The organism is Streptomyces sp. NPDC031379 (assembly GCF_055569615.1).
In genome coordinates, this window is sequence record NZ_JBVIIT010000005.1 from 199,806 (window position 1) to 221,437 (window position 21,632).

Annotated in this window: 20 protein-coding genes; 12 read left to right on the forward strand and 8 right to left on the reverse strand. The window is 74.4% G+C overall.

What is annotated here, in order from left to right; translation table 11 throughout:
* The 3 genes from ACZ5CW_RS09400 to ccrA form a co-directional block, all read left to right on the forward strand.
* A partial coding sequence (locus ACZ5CW_RS09400) for an SDR family NAD(P)-dependent oxidoreductase (protein ID WP_468599693.1) occupies window positions 1-2,113 on the forward strand: 2,113 nt, incomplete at its 5' end.
* On the forward strand, window positions 2,106-5,978 hold the full coding sequence (locus ACZ5CW_RS09405) for a type I polyketide synthase (RefSeq protein WP_468599694.1): 3,873 nt from the start codon (window positions 2,106-2,108) through the stop codon (window positions 5,976-5,978). The genes ACZ5CW_RS09400 and ACZ5CW_RS09405, both read left to right, overlap by 8 nt.
* 2 nt (window positions 5,979-5,980) lie before the next feature.
* Window positions 5,981-7,210 (forward strand): crotonyl-CoA carboxylase/reductase, encoded by a 1,230-nt coding sequence (ccrA, locus tag ACZ5CW_RS09410; RefSeq protein ID WP_468599845.1) that lies wholly within the window; start codon window positions 5,981-5,983, stop codon window positions 7,208-7,210.
* A gap of 59 nt (window positions 7,211-7,269) precedes the next feature.
* On the opposite strand, the gene ACZ5CW_RS09415 is transcribed toward ccrA, so the two are convergent.
* Genes ACZ5CW_RS09415 through ACZ5CW_RS09425 form a run of 3 tightly spaced genes read right to left on the reverse strand, consistent with a single transcriptional unit; the run spans window position 7,270 to window position 9,765 of the window.
* Window positions 7,270-8,028, reverse strand: coding sequence for a 4'-phosphopantetheinyl transferase superfamily protein (locus ACZ5CW_RS09415; protein WP_468599695.1), 759 nt, complete (start codon window positions 8,026-8,028; stop codon window positions 7,270-7,272).
* A gap of 4 nt (window positions 8,029-8,032) precedes the next feature.
* On the reverse strand, window positions 8,033-9,511 hold the full coding sequence (locus ACZ5CW_RS09420; protein ID WP_468599696.1) for a class I adenylate-forming enzyme family protein: 1,479 nt from the start codon (window positions 9,509-9,511) through the stop codon (window positions 8,033-8,035).
* Window positions 9,511-9,765, reverse strand: coding sequence for an acyl carrier protein (locus ACZ5CW_RS09425; RefSeq protein WP_468599697.1), 255 nt, complete (start codon window positions 9,763-9,765; stop codon window positions 9,511-9,513). Before ACZ5CW_RS09425 ends, ACZ5CW_RS09420 begins: the two co-directional genes overlap by 1 nt.
* Window positions 9,766-10,092: 327 nt before the next feature.
* Between ACZ5CW_RS09425 and paaA the strand changes: the two genes are divergently transcribed.
* The 9 genes from paaA to ACZ5CW_RS09470 all read left to right on the forward strand — a co-directional run bounded on the left by paaA (window position 10,093) and on the right by ACZ5CW_RS09470 (window position 17,816).
* Window positions 10,093-11,205: a 1,2-phenylacetyl-CoA epoxidase subunit PaaA gene (gene paaA, locus ACZ5CW_RS09430; RefSeq protein ID WP_468599698.1), complete on the forward strand. Its 1,113-nt coding sequence runs from the start codon at window positions 10,093-10,095 to the stop codon at window positions 11,203-11,205.
* Window positions 11,202-11,513 (forward strand): 1,2-phenylacetyl-CoA epoxidase subunit PaaB, encoded by a 312-nt coding sequence (paaB, locus tag ACZ5CW_RS09435; RefSeq protein WP_468599699.1) that lies wholly within the window; start codon window positions 11,202-11,204, stop codon window positions 11,511-11,513. The genes paaA and paaB overlap by 4 nt, the downstream gene beginning before the upstream one ends.
* A complete protein-coding gene (gene paaC / locus ACZ5CW_RS09440) occupies window positions 11,497-12,297 on the forward strand; it encodes a 1,2-phenylacetyl-CoA epoxidase subunit PaaC (RefSeq protein ID WP_468599700.1) in 801 nt (266 codons plus the stop codon). Before paaB ends, paaC begins: the two co-directional genes overlap by 17 nt.
* Complete coding sequence (gene paaD / locus ACZ5CW_RS09445) at window positions 12,294-12,812, forward strand: 1,2-phenylacetyl-CoA epoxidase subunit PaaD (RefSeq protein ID WP_468599701.1); 519 nt, start codon at window positions 12,294-12,296, stop codon at window positions 12,810-12,812. Before paaC ends, paaD begins: the two co-directional genes overlap by 4 nt.
* 8 nt (window positions 12,813-12,820) lie before the next feature.
* A complete protein-coding gene (locus ACZ5CW_RS09450; RefSeq protein WP_468599702.1) occupies window positions 12,821-13,957 on the forward strand; it encodes a 2Fe-2S iron-sulfur cluster-binding protein in 1,137 nt (378 codons plus the stop codon).
* A 55-nt stretch (window positions 13,958-14,012) separates the two neighbouring features.
* A complete protein-coding gene (locus ACZ5CW_RS09455; protein WP_468599703.1) occupies window positions 14,013-14,789 on the forward strand; it encodes an SDR family oxidoreductase in 777 nt (258 codons plus the stop codon).
* A gap of 75 nt (window positions 14,790-14,864) precedes the next feature.
* The gene (locus ACZ5CW_RS09460; protein WP_468599704.1) at window positions 14,865-15,716 is read left to right on the forward strand and encodes a tryptophan 2,3-dioxygenase; all 852 of its coding nucleotides are present in this window, start codon (window positions 14,865-14,867) and stop codon (window positions 15,714-15,716) included.
* A complete protein-coding gene (locus ACZ5CW_RS09465) occupies window positions 15,706-16,566 on the forward strand; it encodes an alpha/beta hydrolase (RefSeq protein ID WP_468599705.1) in 861 nt (286 codons plus the stop codon). Before ACZ5CW_RS09460 ends, ACZ5CW_RS09465 begins: the two co-directional genes overlap by 11 nt.
* The gene (locus ACZ5CW_RS09470) at window positions 16,563-17,816 is read left to right on the forward strand and encodes a kynureninase (RefSeq protein ID WP_468599706.1); all 1,254 of its coding nucleotides are present in this window, start codon (window positions 16,563-16,565) and stop codon (window positions 17,814-17,816) included. Before ACZ5CW_RS09465 ends, ACZ5CW_RS09470 begins: the two co-directional genes overlap by 4 nt.
* Window positions 17,817-17,918: 102 nt before the next feature.
* On the opposite strand, the gene ACZ5CW_RS09475 is transcribed toward ACZ5CW_RS09470, so the two are convergent.
* The 5 genes from ACZ5CW_RS09475 to ACZ5CW_RS09495 all read right to left on the reverse strand — a co-directional run bounded on the left by ACZ5CW_RS09475 (window position 17,919) and on the right by ACZ5CW_RS09495 (window position 21,598).
* A complete protein-coding gene (locus ACZ5CW_RS09475) occupies window positions 17,919-18,884 on the reverse strand; it encodes a pirin family protein (RefSeq protein WP_468599707.1) in 966 nt (321 codons plus the stop codon).
* An 88-nt stretch (window positions 18,885-18,972) separates the two neighbouring features.
* The gene (locus tag ACZ5CW_RS09480; RefSeq protein WP_468599708.1) at window positions 18,973-19,317 is read right to left on the reverse strand and encodes a hypothetical protein; all 345 of its coding nucleotides are present in this window, start codon (window positions 19,315-19,317) and stop codon (window positions 18,973-18,975) included.
* On the reverse strand, window positions 19,314-19,985 hold the full coding sequence (locus ACZ5CW_RS09485; RefSeq protein ID WP_468599709.1) for an RNA polymerase sigma factor: 672 nt from the start codon (window positions 19,983-19,985) through the stop codon (window positions 19,314-19,316). The genes ACZ5CW_RS09480 and ACZ5CW_RS09485 overlap by 4 nt, the downstream gene beginning before the upstream one ends.
* A gap of 63 nt (window positions 19,986-20,048) precedes the next feature.
* The gene (locus ACZ5CW_RS09490) at window positions 20,049-20,564 is read right to left on the reverse strand and encodes a hypothetical protein (protein ID WP_468599710.1); all 516 of its coding nucleotides are present in this window, start codon (window positions 20,562-20,564) and stop codon (window positions 20,049-20,051) included.
* Window positions 20,565-20,902: 338 nt separating this feature from the next.
* Window positions 20,903-21,598: a type 1 glutamine amidotransferase domain-containing protein gene (locus ACZ5CW_RS09495; RefSeq protein ID WP_468599711.1), complete on the reverse strand. Its 696-nt coding sequence runs from the start codon at window positions 21,596-21,598 to the stop codon at window positions 20,903-20,905.
* Window positions 21,599-21,632: the final 34 nt, after the last annotated feature.

Genomic DNA, 21,632 nt, shown 5'->3' on the forward strand with positions numbered 1-21,632 from the left:
GCTCGACGTCAAGGACGCCGCCCGCGAGACACGCCTACTCCTAGCCACCGCCGCCACACTCCCCTACCTGTCCCTCCGGCCCGGGCGGCAACCGACCGACCCCCCCCCCCCCCCCCCCCCCCCCCCCGGCCGGCACACCCTCGTCCTGGCCGGCGCCGACCCGCGTACCCACGCCCTCGCCGAGCGCCTGGCCCGTTCCCTGCGCACCGACGGCGGACTGTGCACGGTGGTGACGGACGGGGCGTCGTACGAACGGCTGGACGCCGCCCGCTACCGGATCCGGCCCGCCGAGGACGCCGACCACACCGCGCTGCTGCGCGCCCTGGACGCCGACCAGCGGCCCGTCGACGCCCTGCTGCTCCTCGCCGCCCTGCACACCGACCCGGCCGGCGAGACGGCACCCGGACCGGCGAGCACCGCCTGCCTGCCGGCGCTCGCCCGGGCGCTGGCCACCCGGCCCGGCGCACCCCGCCCGATCGATCTGCTGTACGTGACGGCGGGCGCCCAGGCGGTCACCGGCGCCGACCGGCCCGCCCCGGCCCAGGCCGTCGCCGGCGCGATCCTGAAGTCGCTGCAGGAGGAGTCGGGCGGGCTGCGCTGCGTCCACCTGGACCTGGAACGGCACGCCGGCGGCGACGTCGTACCCCACGCCGACGACGACCTCGTACGCCTGCTGAAGGCCGAAGCGGCACACACCCCCGTCGACACGGAGGTCGCCCACCGCGGCGGACACCGCCATGTCCGCCGGCTGGCCCCGCTGCCCGAACCGGCGGCCCGCACGGAACCGCCCGCCACCGAGGGCTACCACCTGATCAGCGGGGGACTGGGCGGCGTCGGCACCGCACTCGCCGCGCACCTGCTGCAGACGCCCGGCACCCGGGTGCTGCTCCTCGGCCGCACCCCGCTGCCCGCCGAGGACACCTGGGAGCGCCACCTCGCCGACGCCGGCTCCGAGGCCCCCCGCATCGAGGCGTACCGGCGGCTGCGCGACCTCGGCGACGTACGGTACGCCTGCGCCGACGTCACCGACGAGGACCAGGTGAGGGCGGCGGTCGACGCCGCCGGCACGGCATGGGGCGTCCCGCTGGTGTCGGTGCTGCACCTGGCCGGGGCCCTGGTCGAGCGGCCCGTCGGCGAACTGGACGCCACCGCCTGGCGTACGGCCCTGGACGCCAAGGCCCGCGGCGCCTGGACCCTGCACCGCGTCACCGAGGACCACCCGGTCGCCTCCTTCGTCCTGTTCTCCTCGGTCAACGGCTACTTCGGCGGCGCCATGAACACGGCCTACGCCGCGGCCAACGCCTACCTCGACGCGCTCGCCCTGCACCGCCGCGCCCTCGGCCTGCCCGCGCAGAGCCTGGCCTGGAGCATGTGGCACGAGCGCGGCATGAGCAGCGGCTACCGGCTCGCCGCGCTCACCGAGGCCCGTGGCTACCGGGTGCTGGACACCGCCGCGGCGCTGCGTTCCTTCGACCTCGCCCGCACCCTGGACGAACCCCATCTGCTCATCGGCGCCGACCGCACCGCTGCCTGGGTCCGCAGCCACGTCAGCGAACCCGTCCGGCAGGTACGGCAGTTGGCCGGACGCGTCACGCTGGAGGAGGGCGCCGATCTCGGCGCCCTGTACCGGGCGGCGACCGACGCCGCCGGGAGCGCCCCCTGGGTGCTGCGCGCGGCCGGCAGCGCCGCACAGCCGGCGGCCGCCCCCGATGCCGAGGAGCGGCTCGCCGATCTGGAGAACCGGCTCGCCGGACTGTGGCGCGACGTCCTGGGCCGCGACCGGGTGGGCCGGGACGAGAACTTCTTCGACCTGGGCGGCAACTCCCTGCTCCTGGTCACCGCGCAGAGCGCCGTCAACCGGGCCTTCGACTGCGAACTGTCGGTGGTGGACCTGTTCGCGCACCCCACCGTGCGCGACCTCGCCCGCCACCTCGCGGCCCGGACCGGCCCGGGTACGTCACCGGCCCCGCGCACGGCGGATCCGGAGACGGCGACCGACCGTGCCGGAACACCCCTGAGCGGACTGGACCGCGCCAAGGAACAGGCACAGCGACAGCGAGCGGCCCGCGCGCGCCGCTCCGCACGGCACGGAAAGGGCCGAGGCGATGCGTGAGACCACCGGACCACAGGACGCCCCCGAGGAAGAGATCCCCGCCGTCGCCGTGATCGGCATGGCGGGCCGGTTCCCGGGCGCCGACGACCTGGACGCGTTCTGGGACAACCTGACCGCCGGACGTGAGTCGGTACGGCCCGTCACCGACGAGGAGTTCCTGGCCGCCGGCGGTGACCCGCGCGACCTGGACGACCCCTCTCTGATCCGCATGGCCTCGGTCATCGAGGGCATCGACCGCTTCGACTCCGGCTTCTTCGGCTACAACCCCGCCGAGGCGGCCGTGGTCGACCCGCAGCAACGGCTGCTGCTCGAGACGGCCTACCACGCTCTGGAGGACGCCGGCTGCCTCGGCCCCGACCGCGACGACGGCACCTTCGGCGTGTACGCGGGCAGCGGCGACAGCCGCTACTACCCCGCCCATGTGCATCCGCGCTACGCCGGACAGCCCGGGTCGGTGGAGCTGGTGCACGCGGCCACCGCCAACTCCCTCGGCACCCTCGCCACCCGCGTCTCCTACGAACTGGGACTCACCGGCCCGAGCGTGTCGCTGCAGACCGCCTGCTCCACCGCCCTCGTCGCGGTGCACACCGCCTGCCAGGACCTCCTCGACCACCGCTGCGACACCGCGCTCGCCGCCGCCGTCTCCGTCAACCCCTCCGCGCTCCTCGGCTATCGCCACGTACCCGACGGGCCGTTCTCACCCGACGGGCACTGCCGCGCCTTCGCCGCCGACGCCGCGGGCACCTCCTCGGGCGACGGCGTCGGTGCCGTCGTCCTCAAACGACTCGAGGACGCCCTGGCCGACGGCGACCGCGTCCGGGCCGTCGTCCGGGGCAGCGCGGTGAACAACGACGGCCGCCGCAAGGTCGGTTTCAGCGCGCCCAGCGCCGCCGGCCAGACCGAGGTGATCCTCGCCGCCCAGGCCCAGGCCATGGTCGACGCGGGCACCATCGGCCTGGTCGAGGCGCACGGCACCGCCACCCGGCTGGGCGACCCCATCGAAGTGGCCGCGCTCACCGAGGCGTTCAGGCAATCCACGCAGCGACGCGGCTACTGCGCCCTGGGCTCGGTGAAGACCAACATCGGCCACCTGGGGGCCGCCGCCGGGATGGCCGGGCTCATCAAGGCCGTCCTCGCCCTGGAACACCGGCAGATCCCGCCCAGCCTCCACTTCGAGCAGCCCAACCCGCTGATCGACTTCGCCGGCGGCCCCTTCCGGGTGCCCACCGCCCTGGAGGACTGGCCCGCCGGCGACCACCCGAGGCGCGCCGCGATCAGCGCCTTCGGCATCGGCGGCACCAACGCCCACCTCGTCCTGGAGGAGGCACCGGCCCAGGCCCCCGCGCGGCGCGCACCCGGGGACGGCAGCCGCCTGGTGCTGCCGCTGTCCGCCCGCTCCACCGGCGCCCTGCGCGGCCAGGCCGAGGCGCTCGCCCGGCACATCGAGCGCCGCCCCGAGCTGCGCCTGGACGACGTCGCGCACTCCCTGCGCACCGCCCGGCCCGCGCTGCGCCACCGCCTGACGGTGACCGCCGCCTCCCGCGACGAGGCCCTGGCCTCGCTGCGCGCCGCCGCACCCGCCACCCCGCCCCTGGCGGACGAGCCCACCCAGGTGGCCTTCCTGCTGCCGGGCGGCGGCACCCAGTACGCGGGCATGGGCGCGGAGCTGTACCGCGAGCACGACGTGTACCGCGACACGGTGGACGAGTGCGCGCGCATCCTGCGCCCGGTACTCGACGCCGACCTGCGCACCACCCTGTACGAGCAGGGGCAGTCCGACAGCACCAGCGCCTTCCTCGGCCTGGTGGTCACCGAGTACGCCCTCGCCCGCACCCTCATGGCGTCCGGCGTGCGCCCGGACGCGCTGATCGGCCATTCGCTCGGCGAGTACACGGCGGCCTGCCTGGCCGGGGTCATCGACCTCGAGGACATGCTGCCGCTGGTCACCGAACGCATCCGGCTGATCAGCTCCGCGGGCGGCGCGACCGTCGGAGTGGCGGCGCCCGCCGAGGACGTACTGCCGCTCCTGGACGACGAGTTGTCGCTGGCCGCGGTGAACGGGCCCGCCGCCTGCACCGTCGCCGGCCACGACGAGGCCGTCACCCGACTCGAGGCCGAACTGGCCCGCCGGGACATGCCGTTCCGCCGACTGCGCATACCCGCCGCCGCCCACTCCCATGTGCTGGACCCGGTGCTGGAGACCTACGCGAAACACCTGCACGGCGTCACCCTGCGCCCGCCCCGGATCCCGTTCGTCACCAACGTCACCGGCACCTGGATCACCGACGCCCAGGCGACCTCGGTCCAGCACTGGATCGACCACACCCGGGACACCGTGCGGTTCGCCGCCGGCATCACGGCGCTGTGGCAGCGGGGACGCCCGGTCCTGGTGGAGATCGGCCCCGCGGACACCCTGACCAAACTCGCGGTGGCCCAGCTGGCGCCCGAGACGCCGGTGGCGGTGACCACCATGCGGCACGCCAAGGCCGACGCCGCCGACGGCTTCGTCCTCGCCGAGGCCCTGGGCCGGCTGTGGAGCGCCGGGGTGGACGGCGCGCTCCCGCCGGTCCCGGGCACGCCCCGGCCGGTGCCGCTGCCCCCGTACGCCTTCGAACGGCACCGCCACTGGATCGACGCCCCGGGTGCCCGCACCGACCCCGGGACGCCGGACGCCGAGGAAGCGGCGGACACCGGGCCGGCCCTCGGCCCGCGGCCTCGCCTCACGACCGAGCACGTGCCCCCGCGCACCGAGCGCGAACAGGCGGTCACCCGGCTGTGGGAGGAGACCCTCGGCATCGGCGGCATCGGCGTGCACGACAACTTCTTCGACCTGGGCGGCGACTCCATGCGCGCCGTCCTGCTGGCCGGCCGGCTCCGCCAGTCCGGCGTGCTCGACGTGCCCGCCGCGACACTGATCGCCGCGCCCACCGTCGCGGGCGTCCTCGCGGCCGGCGACGGCAGCGGCGACCGGTCGGCGAGCGGCGGCACGAGCGCGCTCGAACCGCTGCTGCCGCTGCGCCCCCAGGGCGGTGCCGCGCCCCTGTTCTGCATCCACCCCGGGGCCGGCGTCTCCTGGCGCTACACCGGGCTGCTGCCCCACCTCGGCGGCGACCAGCCGGTCTACGGCATCCAGGCCGCCGGGCTGGACGGCACCCGCCCGCCCGCCCCGGACGCCGCCGCCATGGTCGCCGGCTACCTCGAGCTGGTCCGCGAGGTGCAGCCGCACGGTCCCTACCGGCTCCTGGGCTGGTCGTACGGCGGTTTCGTGGCCCACGCGATGGCCTGCGCCCTCCAGGAGGCGGGTGAGCGGGTCGAACTCCTCGCGATGCTCGACGCCCCGCAGCCGCACGGCACGGGCTACGACGACGTTGCCGCCGAGCGACAGGTGGCGGCCCTGCTGATGCGGGTCGCGGGGCTGCCCGTCGAGCCGGGCGCCGAACCGCCGGACGTGGCCGCCGTCCTGGACCGCATCGACGCCGCCCTGGCCACCGACGCGACGAGTTCACCGGTCACCCTCGCCGAGGCGGCGGCCATCGCCGAGGTCATGCGCAACAACCTGCGCCTCGCACCGCAGTTCGAGCCCGGCACCTTCCACGGCGACGTGCTGTTCTTCAGCGCCGCCCAGGAGCAGGCCACGGACTTCCCCGGTGACCTCGCCGTCCTGCCCGGCAAGGCGGACACCTGGCGGCCGCACGTCGACGGGACCCTGCGCGACCACCACGTTCCGTGCGGGCACTACGAGATGACCGAACCCGAGCCCCTCGCGCTGATCGGTGCCGCCGTCGCCGGGGCGCTGCGCCGGGCAGCCGAAACCGTACCCGTCCCGCCCCCAGGGGGCCCCGACCGTGCAGGAGACCCCGTATGACCGTGACCGCGCCCCAGGACCTCTACGAACTCGGTGACGCACCCGAACTCGGCACCGTGCCGCAGAAGATGTACGCCTCGCTGATCCGCCAGGAACGCTACGGGCAGCCCGTGGACGCCTTCCGCACCGAGGTCGTCGACGTGCCCCCGGTCCGGCGCGGTCAGGTGCTGGTCAAGGTGATGGCGGCCGGTGTCAACTACAACAACGTCTGGGCGGCCCTGGGGCAGCCGCTCGACGTGATCGCCGCCCGGCAGAAGGCCGGCGCCGTGGAGGACTTCCACATCGGCGGCTCCGACCTGTCGGGCGTCGTGTGGGCCGTCGGCGAGGACGTGCGCGGCGTGCGGCTCGGCGACGAGGTCGTGGTGCTCGCCAGTCGCTGGGACGAGTCGGCCGAGGACATCCGCCTCGGCGGCGACCCCGCCGCCTCCAGCACCCAGCGCGTGTGGGGGTACGAGGAGAACTACGGCTCCTTCGCCCAGTTCGCGGTCGTGGACGACTACATGTGCCACCCCAAGCCCGCCCGGCTGTCCTGGGCGGCGGCGGCCTGCTACATGGCGACGGCGGCCACCGCCTACCGCCAGCTGTTCGGCTGGGAGCCGCACACGGTGCGGCCCGGAGATCCCGTACTGGTCTGGGGCGGCGCCGGCGGGCTCGGCAGCATCGCCATCCAGCTCGTCCGGCACGTCGGCGGTGTCCCGGTCGCGGTCGTCTCCAGTGAGGAGCGCGGCGAGTTCTGCATGCGGCTCGGCGCCCAGGGCTGGATCGACCGGCGCGAGTTCGACCACTGGGGCCGGATGCCGGACACCGCGGACGAGGCGGCGATGGGCCGCTGGCTGGCCGGAGCCCGCGCCTTCGGGCGGCGCTTCTGGGAGGTGCTCGGCGAGCGCCGCAGCCCGCGGATCGTGCTGGAGCACTCGGGAGCGGACACCATTCCCACGTCCATGTACCTGTGCGACAACGCGGGCATGGTCGTCATCTGCGGCGGCACCACCGGCTACAACGGCGACGTGGACCTGCGCTTCCTGTGGATGCGGCAGAAGCGGCTGCAGGGCTCGCACGTGGCCAGCGCCCGGGAGGCCCGTGAGGTGACCCGGCTGATCGACCAGGGCGTGATCGACCCCTGTCTGTCCCGCACCTTCGGTTTCGAGGAGATCGGCCTGGCGCACCAGCTCATCCATGACAACCGCCATCCGGCGGGAAACATGGCCGTACTCGTCAACGCTGCGGAGTAGGACGGTGATCGAGGGGCCGACGGCTCGTGCCGCCGGCCCCTCTGCGCTCCCCGGGTGGCTCAGTGGGCGTCCCGGCCGAGGACGGCACTGAAGACCCCCGGCCCCGCCTCGATCACGCGGACACGCACCGGGAGGGCCGCCTCCGCCCGCGGCTCGACCCGCAACGCCCCGTCCGCGTACGCCGATGCCCGCAGGTCACGCAGGCTCCTCAACTCGGCCGCAACCAGGGGATGTTCGCTGTGCAGGGCCTTCCACGCGGCCTCTTTCGCGGAGAACAGCGCCGTCACCGTCCACGGCGTCGCCTCCGGCCCGGCGGTGCGCAGCAGTTCCTCCTCGTCCTCGCGCAGCACCAGACGGGCCGCGGCGGCGGGGAGCGGGCGCAGTTCCAGATCGCAGCCGAGCGGGGCGTCCCGGCCCGGCGCACGGGCCACGGCGACCGCTACGCCCGCGCTGTGCGAGATCGACGCGGCCCGCCCGGGCGGGAACAGCGGCATCCGGCCCGCCCGCGGTATCTCCCCGCAGTCGAGCCCGACCGCCCGCAGCGCCCGGCGGGCGGCGAGGCGTCCGGCCAGGAACTCCGCGCGGCGGTACGACGGCATCGCCGCGATCGCGGCCGCCTCGCCCGGCCCGGCGGGCGCGAGGCACGGTGCGGTGCCGACGGCGACCGCCACACCCAGCCCGGCGGTCGTCAACTCGTCCGCCAGCAGCCGGAGTCGGGCCGAGACCAGCCGGCCGAGCCCGGCCGCCGCAGGAAAGCGGTGGCCGGGCCGACCGGTGGCGGTGGTGGTCGTATAGGCCGTCGCCGGCGGCACGGGCATGCTCTCAGGCCCGCAGCAGCTTCTTGATGATCTTCCCGGCGGGGTTGCGGGGCACCTGCTCGATGAACTCGACCTTCCGCGGGCGCTTGTACGGCGCGAGCAACTGCGCCACATGCCCCAGCAGTTCCGTCGCCTCGGTGTCCGGCTCGGCCACGACGTACGCCAGCGGCACCTCGCCGTAGTCCTCGTCGGGCATGCCGACGACCGCGGAGTCCCGCACCGCCGGATGGGACATCAGGGCCCGCTCGATCTCCGAGGGGTAGACGTTCTGCCCGGCCCGGATGATGACGTCCTTGGTGCGGTCCACGAGGTGGATGTGCCCCGCCTCGTCGACGAAGCCCAGGTCCCCGGTTCTGATCCACCCGTCGAGATCGATCTCACGGGTGGACTCGGGGTCGTTCCAGTAGCCCTGCATGACGCCCGGCCCGCGGACGACGATCTCACCGATCTCCCCGCGCGGCACCTCCGCACCCGCCGAGCCGACCGCACGGGCGGACATGCCCGGTACGACCCGGCCGCAGGGGATGCGCGCGGTGACGTCCCCGGGGGCCGGGTGCTCGTCGGGGCCGAGGGTGACGAAGGGCCCGCCGACCTCGGTCATGCCGTAGACCTGCCGGAAGCCGCAGCCGAGCCGCCGTACGGCCTCGGCGTACACGTCGAGCGGCATGGGGGCGGCGCCGTAGAGGATCTCCCGGAGCGTGGACAGGTCGGCCCGGTCCGCGCCCTTGGCCTGCAGCATGAAGCGCAGCATCTGCGGGACCATCCACATGTGCGTCGCGCGGTACCGCTCCGCCGAGGCCAGCGCCCGCTGCGGGGTGAAGCCCGGCATGAGCACGATGGTGGCGCCCGCGGCCATGTAGGTGAGCGAGACCACCATGCTGCCGTGGTACAGCGGACAGCAGTTGACCATGACGATGCCGTCGGTGGGCCGGGCCAGCACCAGCCAGCCCAGCGCGATGGCGCGGAACGAGGCGCTGTCGACCGTGACACCCTTCGCCTGCCCGGTGGTCGCCGAGGTGTGCAGGACGGCGACCGGATCGGTGTCGGCCACCGCGGGCAGCGCCGACTCGGGAGCCACGGTCCCCAGCGCCGCGAACGCCGGCTTGTCCAGCGCCATCCTGATCCGCACCGACGCCGGCAGCTCGGGATGCCGGTCCAGCAGCTCCGACTCGCCGAACACGGCCACCGCGCCCACGCGTTCGATGATGCCCGCGACCTCCGGCACGGTCAGGCTGTGGTTCAGCGGGACGAACAGCGCGCCCAGCCGGGCGAGCGCGAAGTACGTCTCCAGGACCTCGATGCGGTCCTTGGAGAGCACGGCGACCCGGTCACCGCGCTCGATGCCCAGCTCGGCCAGGCCACGGGCCAGTTGGAGCGTGCGGTCGTCGAACTCCGACCAGGTGACCGCGCGCTGCTCGTCGACCAGTGCCGTCCGCTCCGGATAGCACTGGCGGTTGCGTTCCAGCAGCTGGGTCAGCCACATCACGCACCGCCGCCCGCACCGGCCACGGACCGCTCCGCCACGAACCGCTCGTAGTCGGCGATCGAGTGCAGCTCCTCCATGTCCTCCGCGGTGATCTCCACACCGGTCCGCTGCTCGACCAGCAGGACGAGACGCACCAGGTCCCCGGAGTCGATGCCGCTCGCGGCGAGGTCGACGTCGTCACCGACCCGCTCGCCGTCGGCGAACTCCTGCGTGCCGGTGAGCTCGACCAGCAACTCCCTGATGGTGCTCATGGATTCCCCTTTCACCGCGGCACGCCGGCCGCCGGGCGAGTCGCGTCTGTCGCCTGTCACCCGAACAAGAGGCCCGTGCACCCCCCCGGAATCCCCGCCGCCCCGCGTGACGTTTGTCACCCGGCCATCGAGCCGCCTCGGGGGATAGCGGGCCCGCCGCACGGCCTCTTTCCGAGACGGAGGCTGCGCCCGACCCCGCCGCGCGACGGGCGCGTGAACACCCGAGGAGTGCCGAAGGAGTGACGTGATGCCAGTGCCCAGGCGAGGGATTCCGGTCGGGGCCGGGTGCGCCCCGGTCACGGCGGAGACCGGCCGGGGAGGCGGAGCATGAGCGCACAGCCGGCCGGGACCGCTGCTCCCGGTCCCGCCACCACCCCTGCGGCCGAGACAGCCGGCCCCGCTCCCGCCGAGACCGCCGGCCCGCACGCACACGAGCCGGCGCAGGAGCATCTCGAGCGGTTCGAGGCGCTCCTCGCCGCCGGGGAGGCGATCGAACCGCGGGACTGGATGCCCGACGGCTATCGCCGGATGATGATCCGGCAGATCGCCCAGCACGCGCACTCCGAGATCATCGGGATGCAGCCGGAGGGCGCCTGGCTCACCCGGGCGCCGTCCCTGCACCGCAAGTCGGTGCTCATCGCCAAGGTCCAGGACGAGGCCGGACACGGGCTGTACCTCTACTCGGCGGCGGAGACCCTCGGCGTGGACCGCGCCGAGCTGTTCGACGCCCTGCACCAGGGGCAGCAACGTGCCTCGGCCACCTTCAACCACCCGGCGCTGACCTGGGCGGACACCGGCACCATCGCCTGGCTGACGGACGGCGCGGCCGTGATCAACCAGGCCCCGTTGTGCCGCACGTCGTACGGGCCCTACGCGCGGGCGATGCGCCGGGTCTGCCAGGAGGAGGCCTTCCATGTCCGGCAGGGCTACGACCTGATGCGGGCCCTGTGCGAAGGGACCCCGGAGCAGAGGGCGATGGCCCAGGACGCGGTCGACCGCTGGTGGCTGCCGGCCGTCGCGCTGATGTTCGGGCCGCCCGACACCGAGGCGGGCGGCGCCGACGCCCGGACCGCGGCGCTCGGCGCGTCGGTCTCCCGGCGCGCCATGGCCTGGGGCATCAAGCGCCACACCAACGACGAACTGCGCCAGCGCTTCGTCGACACCTGCGTACCGCAGGCCGAACGCCTCGGCCTGACCCTGCCGGACCCGGCGATCCGGTGGAACGAGGAGCGCGGCCACTACGACTTCACGCCGATCGGCTGGGACGTCTACCGGGAGGCGCTCGGCGACGACACCCACTGGGCCAGGCAGCGCATCGCACACCGGCGGGCGGCGCACGAGGACGGCGCATGGGTGCGGGAGGCCTCCGCCGCGTACGCGGCGCGCATGGAGGTCGGCGACCTCCCCGACGAGCGCCCCCGGACGGAGGAGCACGCATGAACCAGCAGCGTGAGGGCGCCCCCGCGTCCTGGGAGGTCTTCCTGCGGCCCCGCCGCGGCCTCGCCCACCAGCACGTGGGTTCGGTGCGCGCCGGTGACGCGGACACGGCCCTGCTCAGAGCGCGCGACCTGTACACGCGCCGGGGCGACCCGCTGTCGCTGTGGGTGGTGCGCTCCGACGCCGTGCACACCGCCTCCCCGGACGAGCGCGACCCGTACTTCGCCAACGCCCGGCACAAGCCCTACCGGTACCCGCAGCAGTTCGCGCCGCTGACCGAGAAAGGCCCCGACGGTGACCACGACGACTGACCCGGCCACCCGCACCGCGGCGGACGTCCGGGGCGACGCCCGCCTCGCCGTCCACCTGCTGCGCCTCGGCGACGACGCCCTCGTCCTCGGACAGCGGCTGTGCCAGTGGATCACGCGGGCACCCACCGTCGAGGAGGACCTGGCGCTGTCCAACATCGCCCTCGACCTCATCGGCCAGGCCCGCGCACTGCTCACCCTGAGCGGACGCACCGACGGCACGGACCGCGGCGAGGACGACCTCGCCTTCGCCCGGTCCGACCGCGAGTTCACCAACGCGCTGCTGACGGAACTGCCGAACGGGGACTTCGCGGCCACCGTCGCCCGGCAGCTCGCCTACACCCACTACGCCGTCCTGTACTACGAGGCGCTGGGCGGCTGCGCGGACCCGGAACTGGCCGCGTTCGGGCAGCGGGCCGCCAAGGAGGTCGCCTTCCACCGGCTGCACGCCGACACCTGGACCGAACGCCTCGGCCTCGGCACCCCGGAGAGCGCCCGCCGTATGCAGCAGGGCCTGGACCGGGTGTGGCCCTACACGGCGGAGCTGTTCGACGAGGACGAGGTGGTGCGGCAGCTCGTCGCGGCCGGCACGGTACCCTCACCGGCCCCGCTGCGCCCCCTCTGGGAGCAGCGCACCGCCGAGGTCGTCGGCCGCGCCGGACTCACCGTGCCCGCCCCGCGCTGGCAGGCCCGGGGCGGACGCGCGGGTCTGCACACCGAGGAGTTCGCCTCCCTGGTCGCCGAACTGCAGTCGGTGCACCGGCAGTTCCCGGGGGGCACCTGGTGACCCGCCCCACGGACCCGGCGACGCGCACCGTGCGGACGGCACGGCAGATCCGCGAGCTGGTGGAGGCCCTGCCGGACCCCGAGCTGCCGGTGATCGGCCTCGGCGACCTCGGTGTCGTCGGCTCGGTCGCCCCGGGCGCCGACGGCGTACTCGAAGTCCAGATCACCCCGACGTACCTCGGCTGCCCGGCCCTGCCCGCCATCGTGGCCGCGATCGAGGAGGTGCTCGCGGCCGGCGGCCATCCAAAGGGGCGGGTACGGCAGGTGCTCGCACCGGCGTGGACGACGGACCGCATCACACCGGCCGGCCGGGCCAAGCTCGCCGCCCACGGCATCGCCCCGCCCCTGCCGGCACAGCCGGACGGCCCGGTCCTCGTCCGGCTCACCGGGGTGCCCTGCCCGCACTGCGGTTCCCGGGCCACCCGGCCGCACAGCGCGTTCGGGCCCTCCCGCTGCCAGTCGATGCTGCGCTGCACGGCCTGCCAGGAGCTGTTCCCCCACCTGACCGCACTATGAGGCCCCTCGTGACCGCCACACCCACGCCCACCGGCAACGCGTCCGCGTCCGCCGAGCGGCCCGCCGCCCGCCGACGCACCGCGCGACACCGGCTCACGGTCGCCGACGTGCGGCACCTGACCGAGGACGCCGTCGCCGTCACCCTGGACGTGCCCGACGCCCTGCGCGACACCTTCGCGCACCGGCCCGGCGAGCACGTCGTCGTCCGGCATCACCGCGCCGGCGCCGAACTGCGCCGCACCTACTCGGTGTGCCCACCGCCGGACGATCCGGGCGCACTGCGGCTGGTGATCAAGCGGGGCGCCCCGGACGGCTTCGGCGCCCACGCCGTCACCGCACTCGCCCCCGGCGACGCCCTCGAACTCTCCCCGCCCACGGGCCCGTTCGCCCTCCCGAAGTGCCCAGGGGCCCATCACGTCCTGATCGCGGGCGGCTCCGGCATCACCCCGCTCGCCACCATGGCCGTGACCGCGCTGCGCGAGGACTCGGAGTGCCGTGTCTCCCTGGTGCACTCCGTGCCCACCGCCGCCCACGCCCTCCTCGCCGACGAACTGGCCCTGGTGAAGGACTGGTTCGTCGACCGGTTCACCGTCCTGTACGTCCTCACCCGAGAGGATCAGGGCAACGGCCTGCTGCACGGCCGGATCGACGCCGCGAACCTGCCCCGGCTGCTCGCCGCGCTCCATGCCGAGCCCGGCCCCGGCACCACGTTCGCGCTGTGCGGTCCGGGCGGCCTCGTCGCCACCGTCCGACAGGCACTCACGGACCGCCGAACCGACCCGGCCCTCGTCCGGTCGGAGCTGTTCACATCCGCCGACACCCCGCAGCCCGTGTCACCACCCCCGGGCCCGGCCGCGCCCCCGCACGGCATCCGCGTCACCGCCCTGTACGACGGCCGCCGCCGCGTCGTCACCACCAGGCCGCACGACCCCGCGCTCCTCGACACCCTGCTGCGCGACCATCCCGACGTCCCCTACGCGTGCCGCGAGGGCATCTGCGGCAGCTGCCGGGCCAAGGTCCTGACCGGACAGGTCACCACCGGACCCCAGCACGCCCTCGACGCCGCGGACCTGGCCGCCGGCTACACGCTCACCTGCCGGGCCCGGCCGCTCAGCCCCGAGGTCACCCTCGACTTCGACGCATGAGGCAGCACACACCGCCCGGCCCCGGCCCCACCACCCCCAGCCGAAGGAGAAGACGATGACCACCCCCCAGCGGCACGAGGGCAGGACCGCCCTGGTCACCGGAGGCAGCCGCGGCATCGGCCGCGCCGTCAGCCGGCGGCTGGCCCGCGAGGGCGCCCTGGTGGCCGTCCACTACGGGCACGACCGGTCCGCGGCCGAGCGCACCGTCAAGGAGATCGAGACGGACGGCGGACGCGCCTTCCCCGTCCACGCCGAACTCGGCGTACCCGGAGACGCCGACGCCCTGTGGGCGGACTTCGACCGGGCCCTGGCCGACCAGGACGCCGAACCCGGCCTGGACATCCTCGTCAACAACGCCGGCATCACCGTCCCGCGTCACATCGCCGACGTGACCGAGGCCGACTACGACCGGGCCTTCGCCGTCAACACCAAGGCGCCCTTCTTCATCGTCCAACGCGGCCTGGACCGGCTGCGCGACGGCGGCCGGATCGTCAACATCTCCTCGGTCGCCACCCGCGTCGCCTTCCCGCCGATCATCGCCTACACCATGACCAAGGCCGCCCTGGACTACCTCACCCTGGCCCTCGCCCAGGAACTGGGCCCCCGCGGCATCACCGTCAACAGCGTCGCCCCCGGCTACACCGAGACCGAGATCAACCCCACGCTCAGCATCCCGGAGGTCCGCCAGAGGTACGAGCACGCTTCCGTGTTCGGCCGGCTCGGCGCCCCCGCCGACATCGCCGACGTCGTGTCCTTCGTGGCGAGCGACGACGCCCGCTGGGTGACCGGCCAGTGGCTCGACGCCTCCGGCGGCGTCCACCTCGGCGTGTGAGTCCCGAGCCTCTTCACGCCGCGCCGCCCGCCGACCGGCCGCCCCGGACGACGGCAGCACTAGGAGACACACACCATGAATGACAGCACGTCCGCCCTCGCCCGGCAGGGCGCGGGCGACGACGCCCTGACCCAGCCCTTCGCGGGCGCCAGCCCCTACGACGCCTATGTGCGCGCGTCCGTCCTCAACACCCTGCAGCACCCCCTCACCGAGGCCCCCGACGAGATGGGGTTCGTCGTCACCACACAGGTGATGGAGCTGTGGTTCACCCTCGTCGTCCATGAGTGGCGCACGGCCGGTACGGCCTTCGCCAAGGACGACCTCGACGCCGCCATGGACGCCCTGGTGCGCAGCCGGCGCGCCCTGACCGCCCTCAACGCGACCTGGGCTCCGCTCGCCGCCCTGACGCCCGCTCAGTTCAACGGGTTCCGGGCCGCGTTCGGCAAGGCGTCCGGTTTCCAGTCCGCGATGTACCGGCACCTGGAGTTCCTCCTCGGCGACAAGTCCGAGTCGATGCTGCGCATGCACCGGGGGGATCCCGCCGTGCACGAGGCACTCAGCGAGACGTACCGGGAACCCTCCCTCTACGAAGGGGTGCTGGGCTACCTGCACCGGCAGGGCCTGCCGGTCCCCGAGCACGTCCGGGAACGGGACGTGACCGCCCCCTACACCTCGGATCCCGGCGTGGTCGAGGTCTGGCGGCGGATCTACTCCGGCCCGCAGCACCACCCGCACCTCGCCCTCGGTGAACTGCTCACCGACATCGCCGAGATCGTCCAGCGCTGGCGCTTCGACCACGTGATGGTCGTACGCCGCGCCATGGGCGCCAAGTCCGGCAGCGCCGGCTCGACGGGACTCGCCTGGCTCGAACAGCGTGCGGTCCGCCCGGTCTTCCCCGAGCTGTGGGAGGTGCGCGGTGACGTCTAGGGTCATCTCCGCCTTCGCGGCCGAGGAGGAGAAGCGGGTCCTGAGCCTGAAACCGGTGCTCGCCCCCGTGCACGGCCGCTACGGCGACCACCCCCACCAGGTCTACGACGCCTGGCCCGCCGAGGACCCCGGCGCGCCGCTGGTGATCCTTTTGCACGGCGGCTACTGGCGCTACGACCGCATGCATCTGACCCCTTTCGCGGCCTACCTCTCCCAGCAGGGCCTCGACGTGCTGCTGCCCGGCTTCCGCCGGTCCGGCGGCGCCGGCGGCTACCCGGAGACCTTCGACGACGTCGCCCGGATCGTGGACACCCTGCCCGAGGGCCGACCGTACGTCCTGGCGGGCCACTGTTCCGGCGGCCACCTGGCCCTGTGGTGCGCGGCCCGTGGCCTGCTGCCCGCAGACTCCCGCTGGCACACCGGCGTCCTGCCGGCCGGCGTGCTCGCCCTCGCGCCGATCACGGACCTCACCGCCACCCGCCGCGACGACCTCAGCAACGGCGCCGCTCTGCAACTCCTGGGAGGCGAGGACGAGTTCGAAGCACGGCTGCCCTCGGTCGACCCCCTCACCCTGCTGCGCGACGCACGCAGCACCGGTGTGCCGACGGTACTGCTGCACGGCGCCGTGGACGAGGAGGTCCCGCTCACCCAGTTCGCCGACTACGCAGCCGTACACGACGACCTGAAGACCGTCGTCCTGCCCGGAACGGGCCACTACACGCTCATCGAGCCGGGCGCACCCGGCGCCCGCGCGGTCGCGGACACCCTGTGGGAGATGTCCGCCGCCTTCGGCGCCCGACGGCCCGACACCGACATCGACGCCGACACCGGGAAGGCTGCCCAGCAGTGACGACGGTCCTCACCGCACTCGACGCACAGGCCGCCCGAGCCGACGCGGACGACGTCCTGGCCCCGCTCGCCGGGCGGTTCCTGCTCCCGGACGGAGTCGTCTACCTCGACGGCAACTCCCTCGGCCCGCTGCCCGCCGCCGTGCCCGCGGCCCTGACCGACGTCGTGACCCGTCAGTGGGGCACCGACCTGATCGGTTCCTGGAACGACAACGGCTGGTGGGAGGCGCCGTTGCGGATCGGCGACACCATCGGCCGCCTCATCGGCGCCGCGCCGGGCCAGACCGTCGCGGGGGACTCCACCAGCGTCCAGTTGTTCACCGCTCTGACGGCGGCCACCGCACGGCGCCCCGACCGTCCGCTGCTGGTCACGGACCCCGGCCACTTTCCCACCGACCGCTACCTGGCGGAGGCGGTCGCCCGCGGCAGGGACCGGCTGGAAGTGCGCCCGATCCCCCCGGCGGACCTGGACGCCTTCCTCGCCGCGGAAGGCCACCGGGTCGCGGCGGTCAGCTACTCACCGGTCGACTTCCGCACCGGGGAGCTGTACGACATGGCCGCACTGACCGAGGCCACGCACCGCGCCGGCGCGCTCGCGGTGTGGGACCTGTGCCACGCCGCCGGCGCCATGCCGCTGCACCTCGACGCCATCGGGGTGGACCTCGCCGTCGGCTGCGGCTACAAGTTCCTCAACGGCGGCCCGGGCGCGCCCGCCTACCTCTACGTCGCCCACCGCCACCACGCCACCCTCGAGACCCCCCTGAGCGGCTGGAACGGACACGCGGACCCCTTCGGCATGGACCGGGACTACACCCCCGCGCCAGGCATCGCCCGCGCCCGCATCGGCACCCCGCCCATCCTCTCCCTGCTCGCCCTGGAGGCGGCACTCACCGCCTACGAGGACGTCGACCTGGCCCAGGTCCGCGCCAAGAGCCTGTCCCTGACCGGCTTCTTCCTCCACTGCGCCACCGAACTGCTCACCCCCCTCGGCGTCGAACCCGTCACGCCCGCCGACCCCACCCGCCGGGGCAGCCACGTCGCCCTCCGGCACCCCCACGCCCAGGGCCTGACCCGCGCGCTGGCGGACCGGGGCGTGATCATCGACATGCGCGCCCCGGACCTCCTCCGCTTCGGCGTGAACGCCCTCTACACCACCCACCGCCAACTCCTCGCCGCCACACACCACTTGCGGGACATCCTGCGAGAGGCGGCCTACGACACCACACCGCCCCGCACCGGCCCGGTCACCTGATCGACCAAGCCGGTGCACCGCCGCGGGAGGGCAGCGAGCGAACCGGGCGGGGCGCGTTCCGCCCCGCCCGGCCACCTACGCGCCGGACTGGAAAACCCCGGCTCAGCGCACTCGACCTCGTGCCTTCAGTGGCACCGACGGCAGCTCTGGCGCAGGCAGAGGATCCCCGTCGTACCCCTTCACAACACCGAATCTCGACCCACTCGTCCAATCCTCACGAGCCTGGACGATCTCTTCCTGCGAACGCCCGACGAAGTTCCACCACATGATCAGCTCTTCGGCGAACGGCTCGCCGCCCAGCAGTATCATCCCGGCGTCGGACTCGGCGCGCAGCGGCAGTTCGGTCCGCCCGCAGCCGAGGTAGAGCATCGAACCGGGCAGCACCGGCACCCCGTCCACGTGCACCTCGCCGGACATCGCCAGCACGCCGTACTCGAAGTCGGGTTCGAGGGGCAGGCGGACGTCGGTGCCCCCGGCGAGCGCGAGATCGGCGCCGACGATCGGGGTGTACGCCGTACCGGGGGAGCGGGAGCCGTCCAGATCGCCGAGGATCACCGTGGCGGTCAGGCCGGGCGCGGTGACGGTGGGCAGCTCCGGGTGGTACTCGAACTTCGGCTCCGTGTGCCGGTGTTCGTCCGGCAGCGCCACCCACAGCTGGGCACCGTGCAGGAGACGGGCGTGCGCCCGCGGGCTCTCCTCGGAGTGGCTGATCGCGCGCCCCGACGTCATCAGGCCCAGCTGCCGGGGCCGGATCGTCTGCAGGCTGCCCGTCGAGTCCCGGTGCAGCACCTCGCCCTCGTGCAGCCAGCTGACCGTCTGCAGCCCGATGTGCGGATGCGGCGGGACCTGCATCCCGGGCTCGTCGGCGATGTCGTCCGGGCCGTAGTGGTCGACGAAGGCCCACGCGCCGATCATGCGGCGGCCGAGGTTCGGCAGCAGCCGGCGCACCTCGGTCGACTCGCCCAGCTTGACGTGACGGGGACTCAGCAGCTCGCGGACGGGTTCGGCGACGACGAATCCGCGGCCGCCGCAGACGCTGGGCACGGGCGCGCGGTCAAGGTTGCTCATACCGCCCAACCTAGCGGTGCGAGGGGCGGCACGTGAGCGAGAAAACCAGGACATTTCCTTCGGTAAGTCAATCAATTGACTCATGCGCTCATGGTTGCTCCGCGCTCGGGGACGGCTCGGACGTGGACGGCGTGGGCGGGCTCGGCACCGGGGACGGCGTGCCGACGGCCGGGCGGGACGGGCGGGCCGGTTCGGTCGGGCGGTCCGTCTGTCCGCCGCGCGCGGTGAAGAACACCAGCGCCGCCACGGCGGCCAGGGCCAGCACGCCGACCAGTGCGCGGCGCAGCGGCACCCGGCGGGGCCGTACCGCCTCGGCCGGCGGGCGCAGGGGGCGCAGATCGGCCGGGCCGACGGCGTGCGCCCGCGCGGCCAGGGCGGCCCGCAGCCGCTCCTCGACCGGGGCCGCTGCGGCCCCGGTGCCGGTCTCGTTCATCGCAGCCCCTCCAGACGTCGGCCGAGCGCGTCCAGGGCCCGGCTGGCCGTGGACTTGACGGCGCCCCGCGACAGGCCGAGCGTCGCCGCGATCTCGGCCTCGGTCAGATGCGACCAGTAACGCAGCACCAGCACCTCCCGCTGGCGCCGGGTCAGCGTGCGCAGTGCCGCCAGTACCTCCCGGTGGTCCTCGTGCAGCAACACCTCCTCCTCCGGGGCCGGTGCGTGCCCCTCGGGTGCGGGAGTGTGCGCCCGTACGGTCCTGCGCCGGCGCAGCACCGAGCGGGCCGCGTTCACCACACTGGTCCGCAGGTACGCCTCCGGGTCGTCCAGGGCGCCCAGCCGGTGCCCGTGCCGACGGAACAGCGCGGTGAACGCGTCCTGCACGACGTCCTCGGCCGTCGGCAGGTCGTCCACCAGCAGCACCGCCAGGCGCACCAGGGGGAGCCGGCGGTGGTGGTACAACTCCTCGATGCCCGGCGGTTGTTCGTGCTCGGCGAGGGGGCGCGTGCCGGTACGGAACGCACCGCCCGGCGCCGCCGGCGGTGTCGTGCCCGTACCCGTGCGGGCGAGGACGCGGGCCCGCAGTGCCCGCGTGAACCGACGCCAGGGTACGAGGCGTTGCGGGGCCCAGGGCAGGGCCGTCGCCGGTGGTGTGGCTGTCGTCATGGGTCTCCCGGAGCCGGGAGCGGGGGAGCCGCCGCGCGACGGCTCCCCCGCACCGGCCGTACCTCAGTACTGCTGCGGAACCGGCGTCGGCGTGGCGTGGCCGTGATGCGGGGCGGGCGCAGGGCGGGTCACCGCCGGCACGGGGGCCGGGTGCCCGGGCGCCGGGGCGGCGGTGGACGGTACGGGTACGGGGCGCGGAGTGGCCGGTACCGGACTGGGAGTGCTCGTCGCGGGCGCCGGCGCCGGGGTCCCGGTGCGGACGGGTGACGGGACCGGGGAGGGCGTGGCCGTCCGGACGGGCGACGGGACGGGGGACGGGGTCGCGTGGCCGTCCGCGGGGGCGGGGGACGGCGTCGCCTCATCGTCGGCCGGGACAGGGGCCGGCGTCGGCTGGTCGTCCGCCGGGACCGGGCTCGGGGCGGCGGTGGTGCCGGAGTGGCCGGGGGAGTGGCTGCCGCTCTGGGCCGCCTGGGCGGTCATGGTGCCGGCGACGGCCAGCGCCGCGCCTGCTGCGGAGACCCCCAGGACGGCACGCAGCCTGCGGGTGCGGCTCGGGCGGGGGACACGGTGTGCGGACATGGGTTCCTTCGGTCGTTCGGGGTCGGGCATCTGGTCGAAGTGGAGGCCTCCACCCCGACAGACGTCCGACCCCGGCCGAGGTTGCAGCCGACGGCCGAGGAATTTCCCGCACCCTCCGCGACCGCCGCAGGGGCGGGGCCGGCGGTGGCAGCGCGCGTTCCGCCCGCACGCCCGGCCGACCCGGCGGAGCGACTCACGCTGCCGCAGCCAGGCCGGCAGTGCCCGCCTGTCGGTCACATCCGCCTGCTGGCCGAACCGGCGCCGGCGGCTTCAGAGGCGGGTCCTGGGGCGGGCCGGTCGGGTTCGCCGTCAGGGGTGGGGCGCTGCCGGCGTGGGAATCAGCCCAGCCGCTTCAGCAGTTCCTCGGCGACCGGGGCCGAGGAGGCCGGGTTCTGGCCGGTGATGACGTTGCGGTCGACCACCACGTGCGGCGCCCACGGCTCGGCCGCGTGGACGGCCACGCCCGCCTCGGTCAGCCGGTCCTGCAGCAGCCACTTGGCCCGGTCGGCCAGGCCGCCCTGGATCTCCTCCTCGTTGGTGAAGGCCGCCGCCCGGTAGCCGGCGAAGGCGTTGGAGCCGTCGGCCCGGACAGCGGCGAGCAGGGCGGCCGGCCCGTGGCAGACCACGGCCAGCGGCTTGCCCGAGTCGAGGGCCGTCACCAGCAGCCGGCCGGACTCGGTGTCCACGGCCAGGTCCTCCATGGGGCCGTGGCCGCCGGGGTAGAACACGGCGGCGAAGTCGTCGAGGTCCACCTCCGCCAGCTTCACCGGCGCCCGCAGTTCGGTCATCTCCTCGAGCGCACCCGCGATCTCGTCGGCCTTCTCCTGGCCGCCGTTGACCTCGGCGGCCAGACTCGCCCGGTCGACCGGCGGCACCACACCGCCCGGCGTGGCCACGACGACCTCGTGACCGGCGGCCTTGAGGGCGCGGTAGGGGACCACGGCCTCCTCGGCCCAGAAGCCGGTGGGGTGCAAGGTGCCGTCGGCGAGCGTCCACTGGTCGGCGCCGGTCATCACGAACAGGATCTTCGACATGAGGTTCTCTTTCCCGGAAACATGTGTCTGCGAG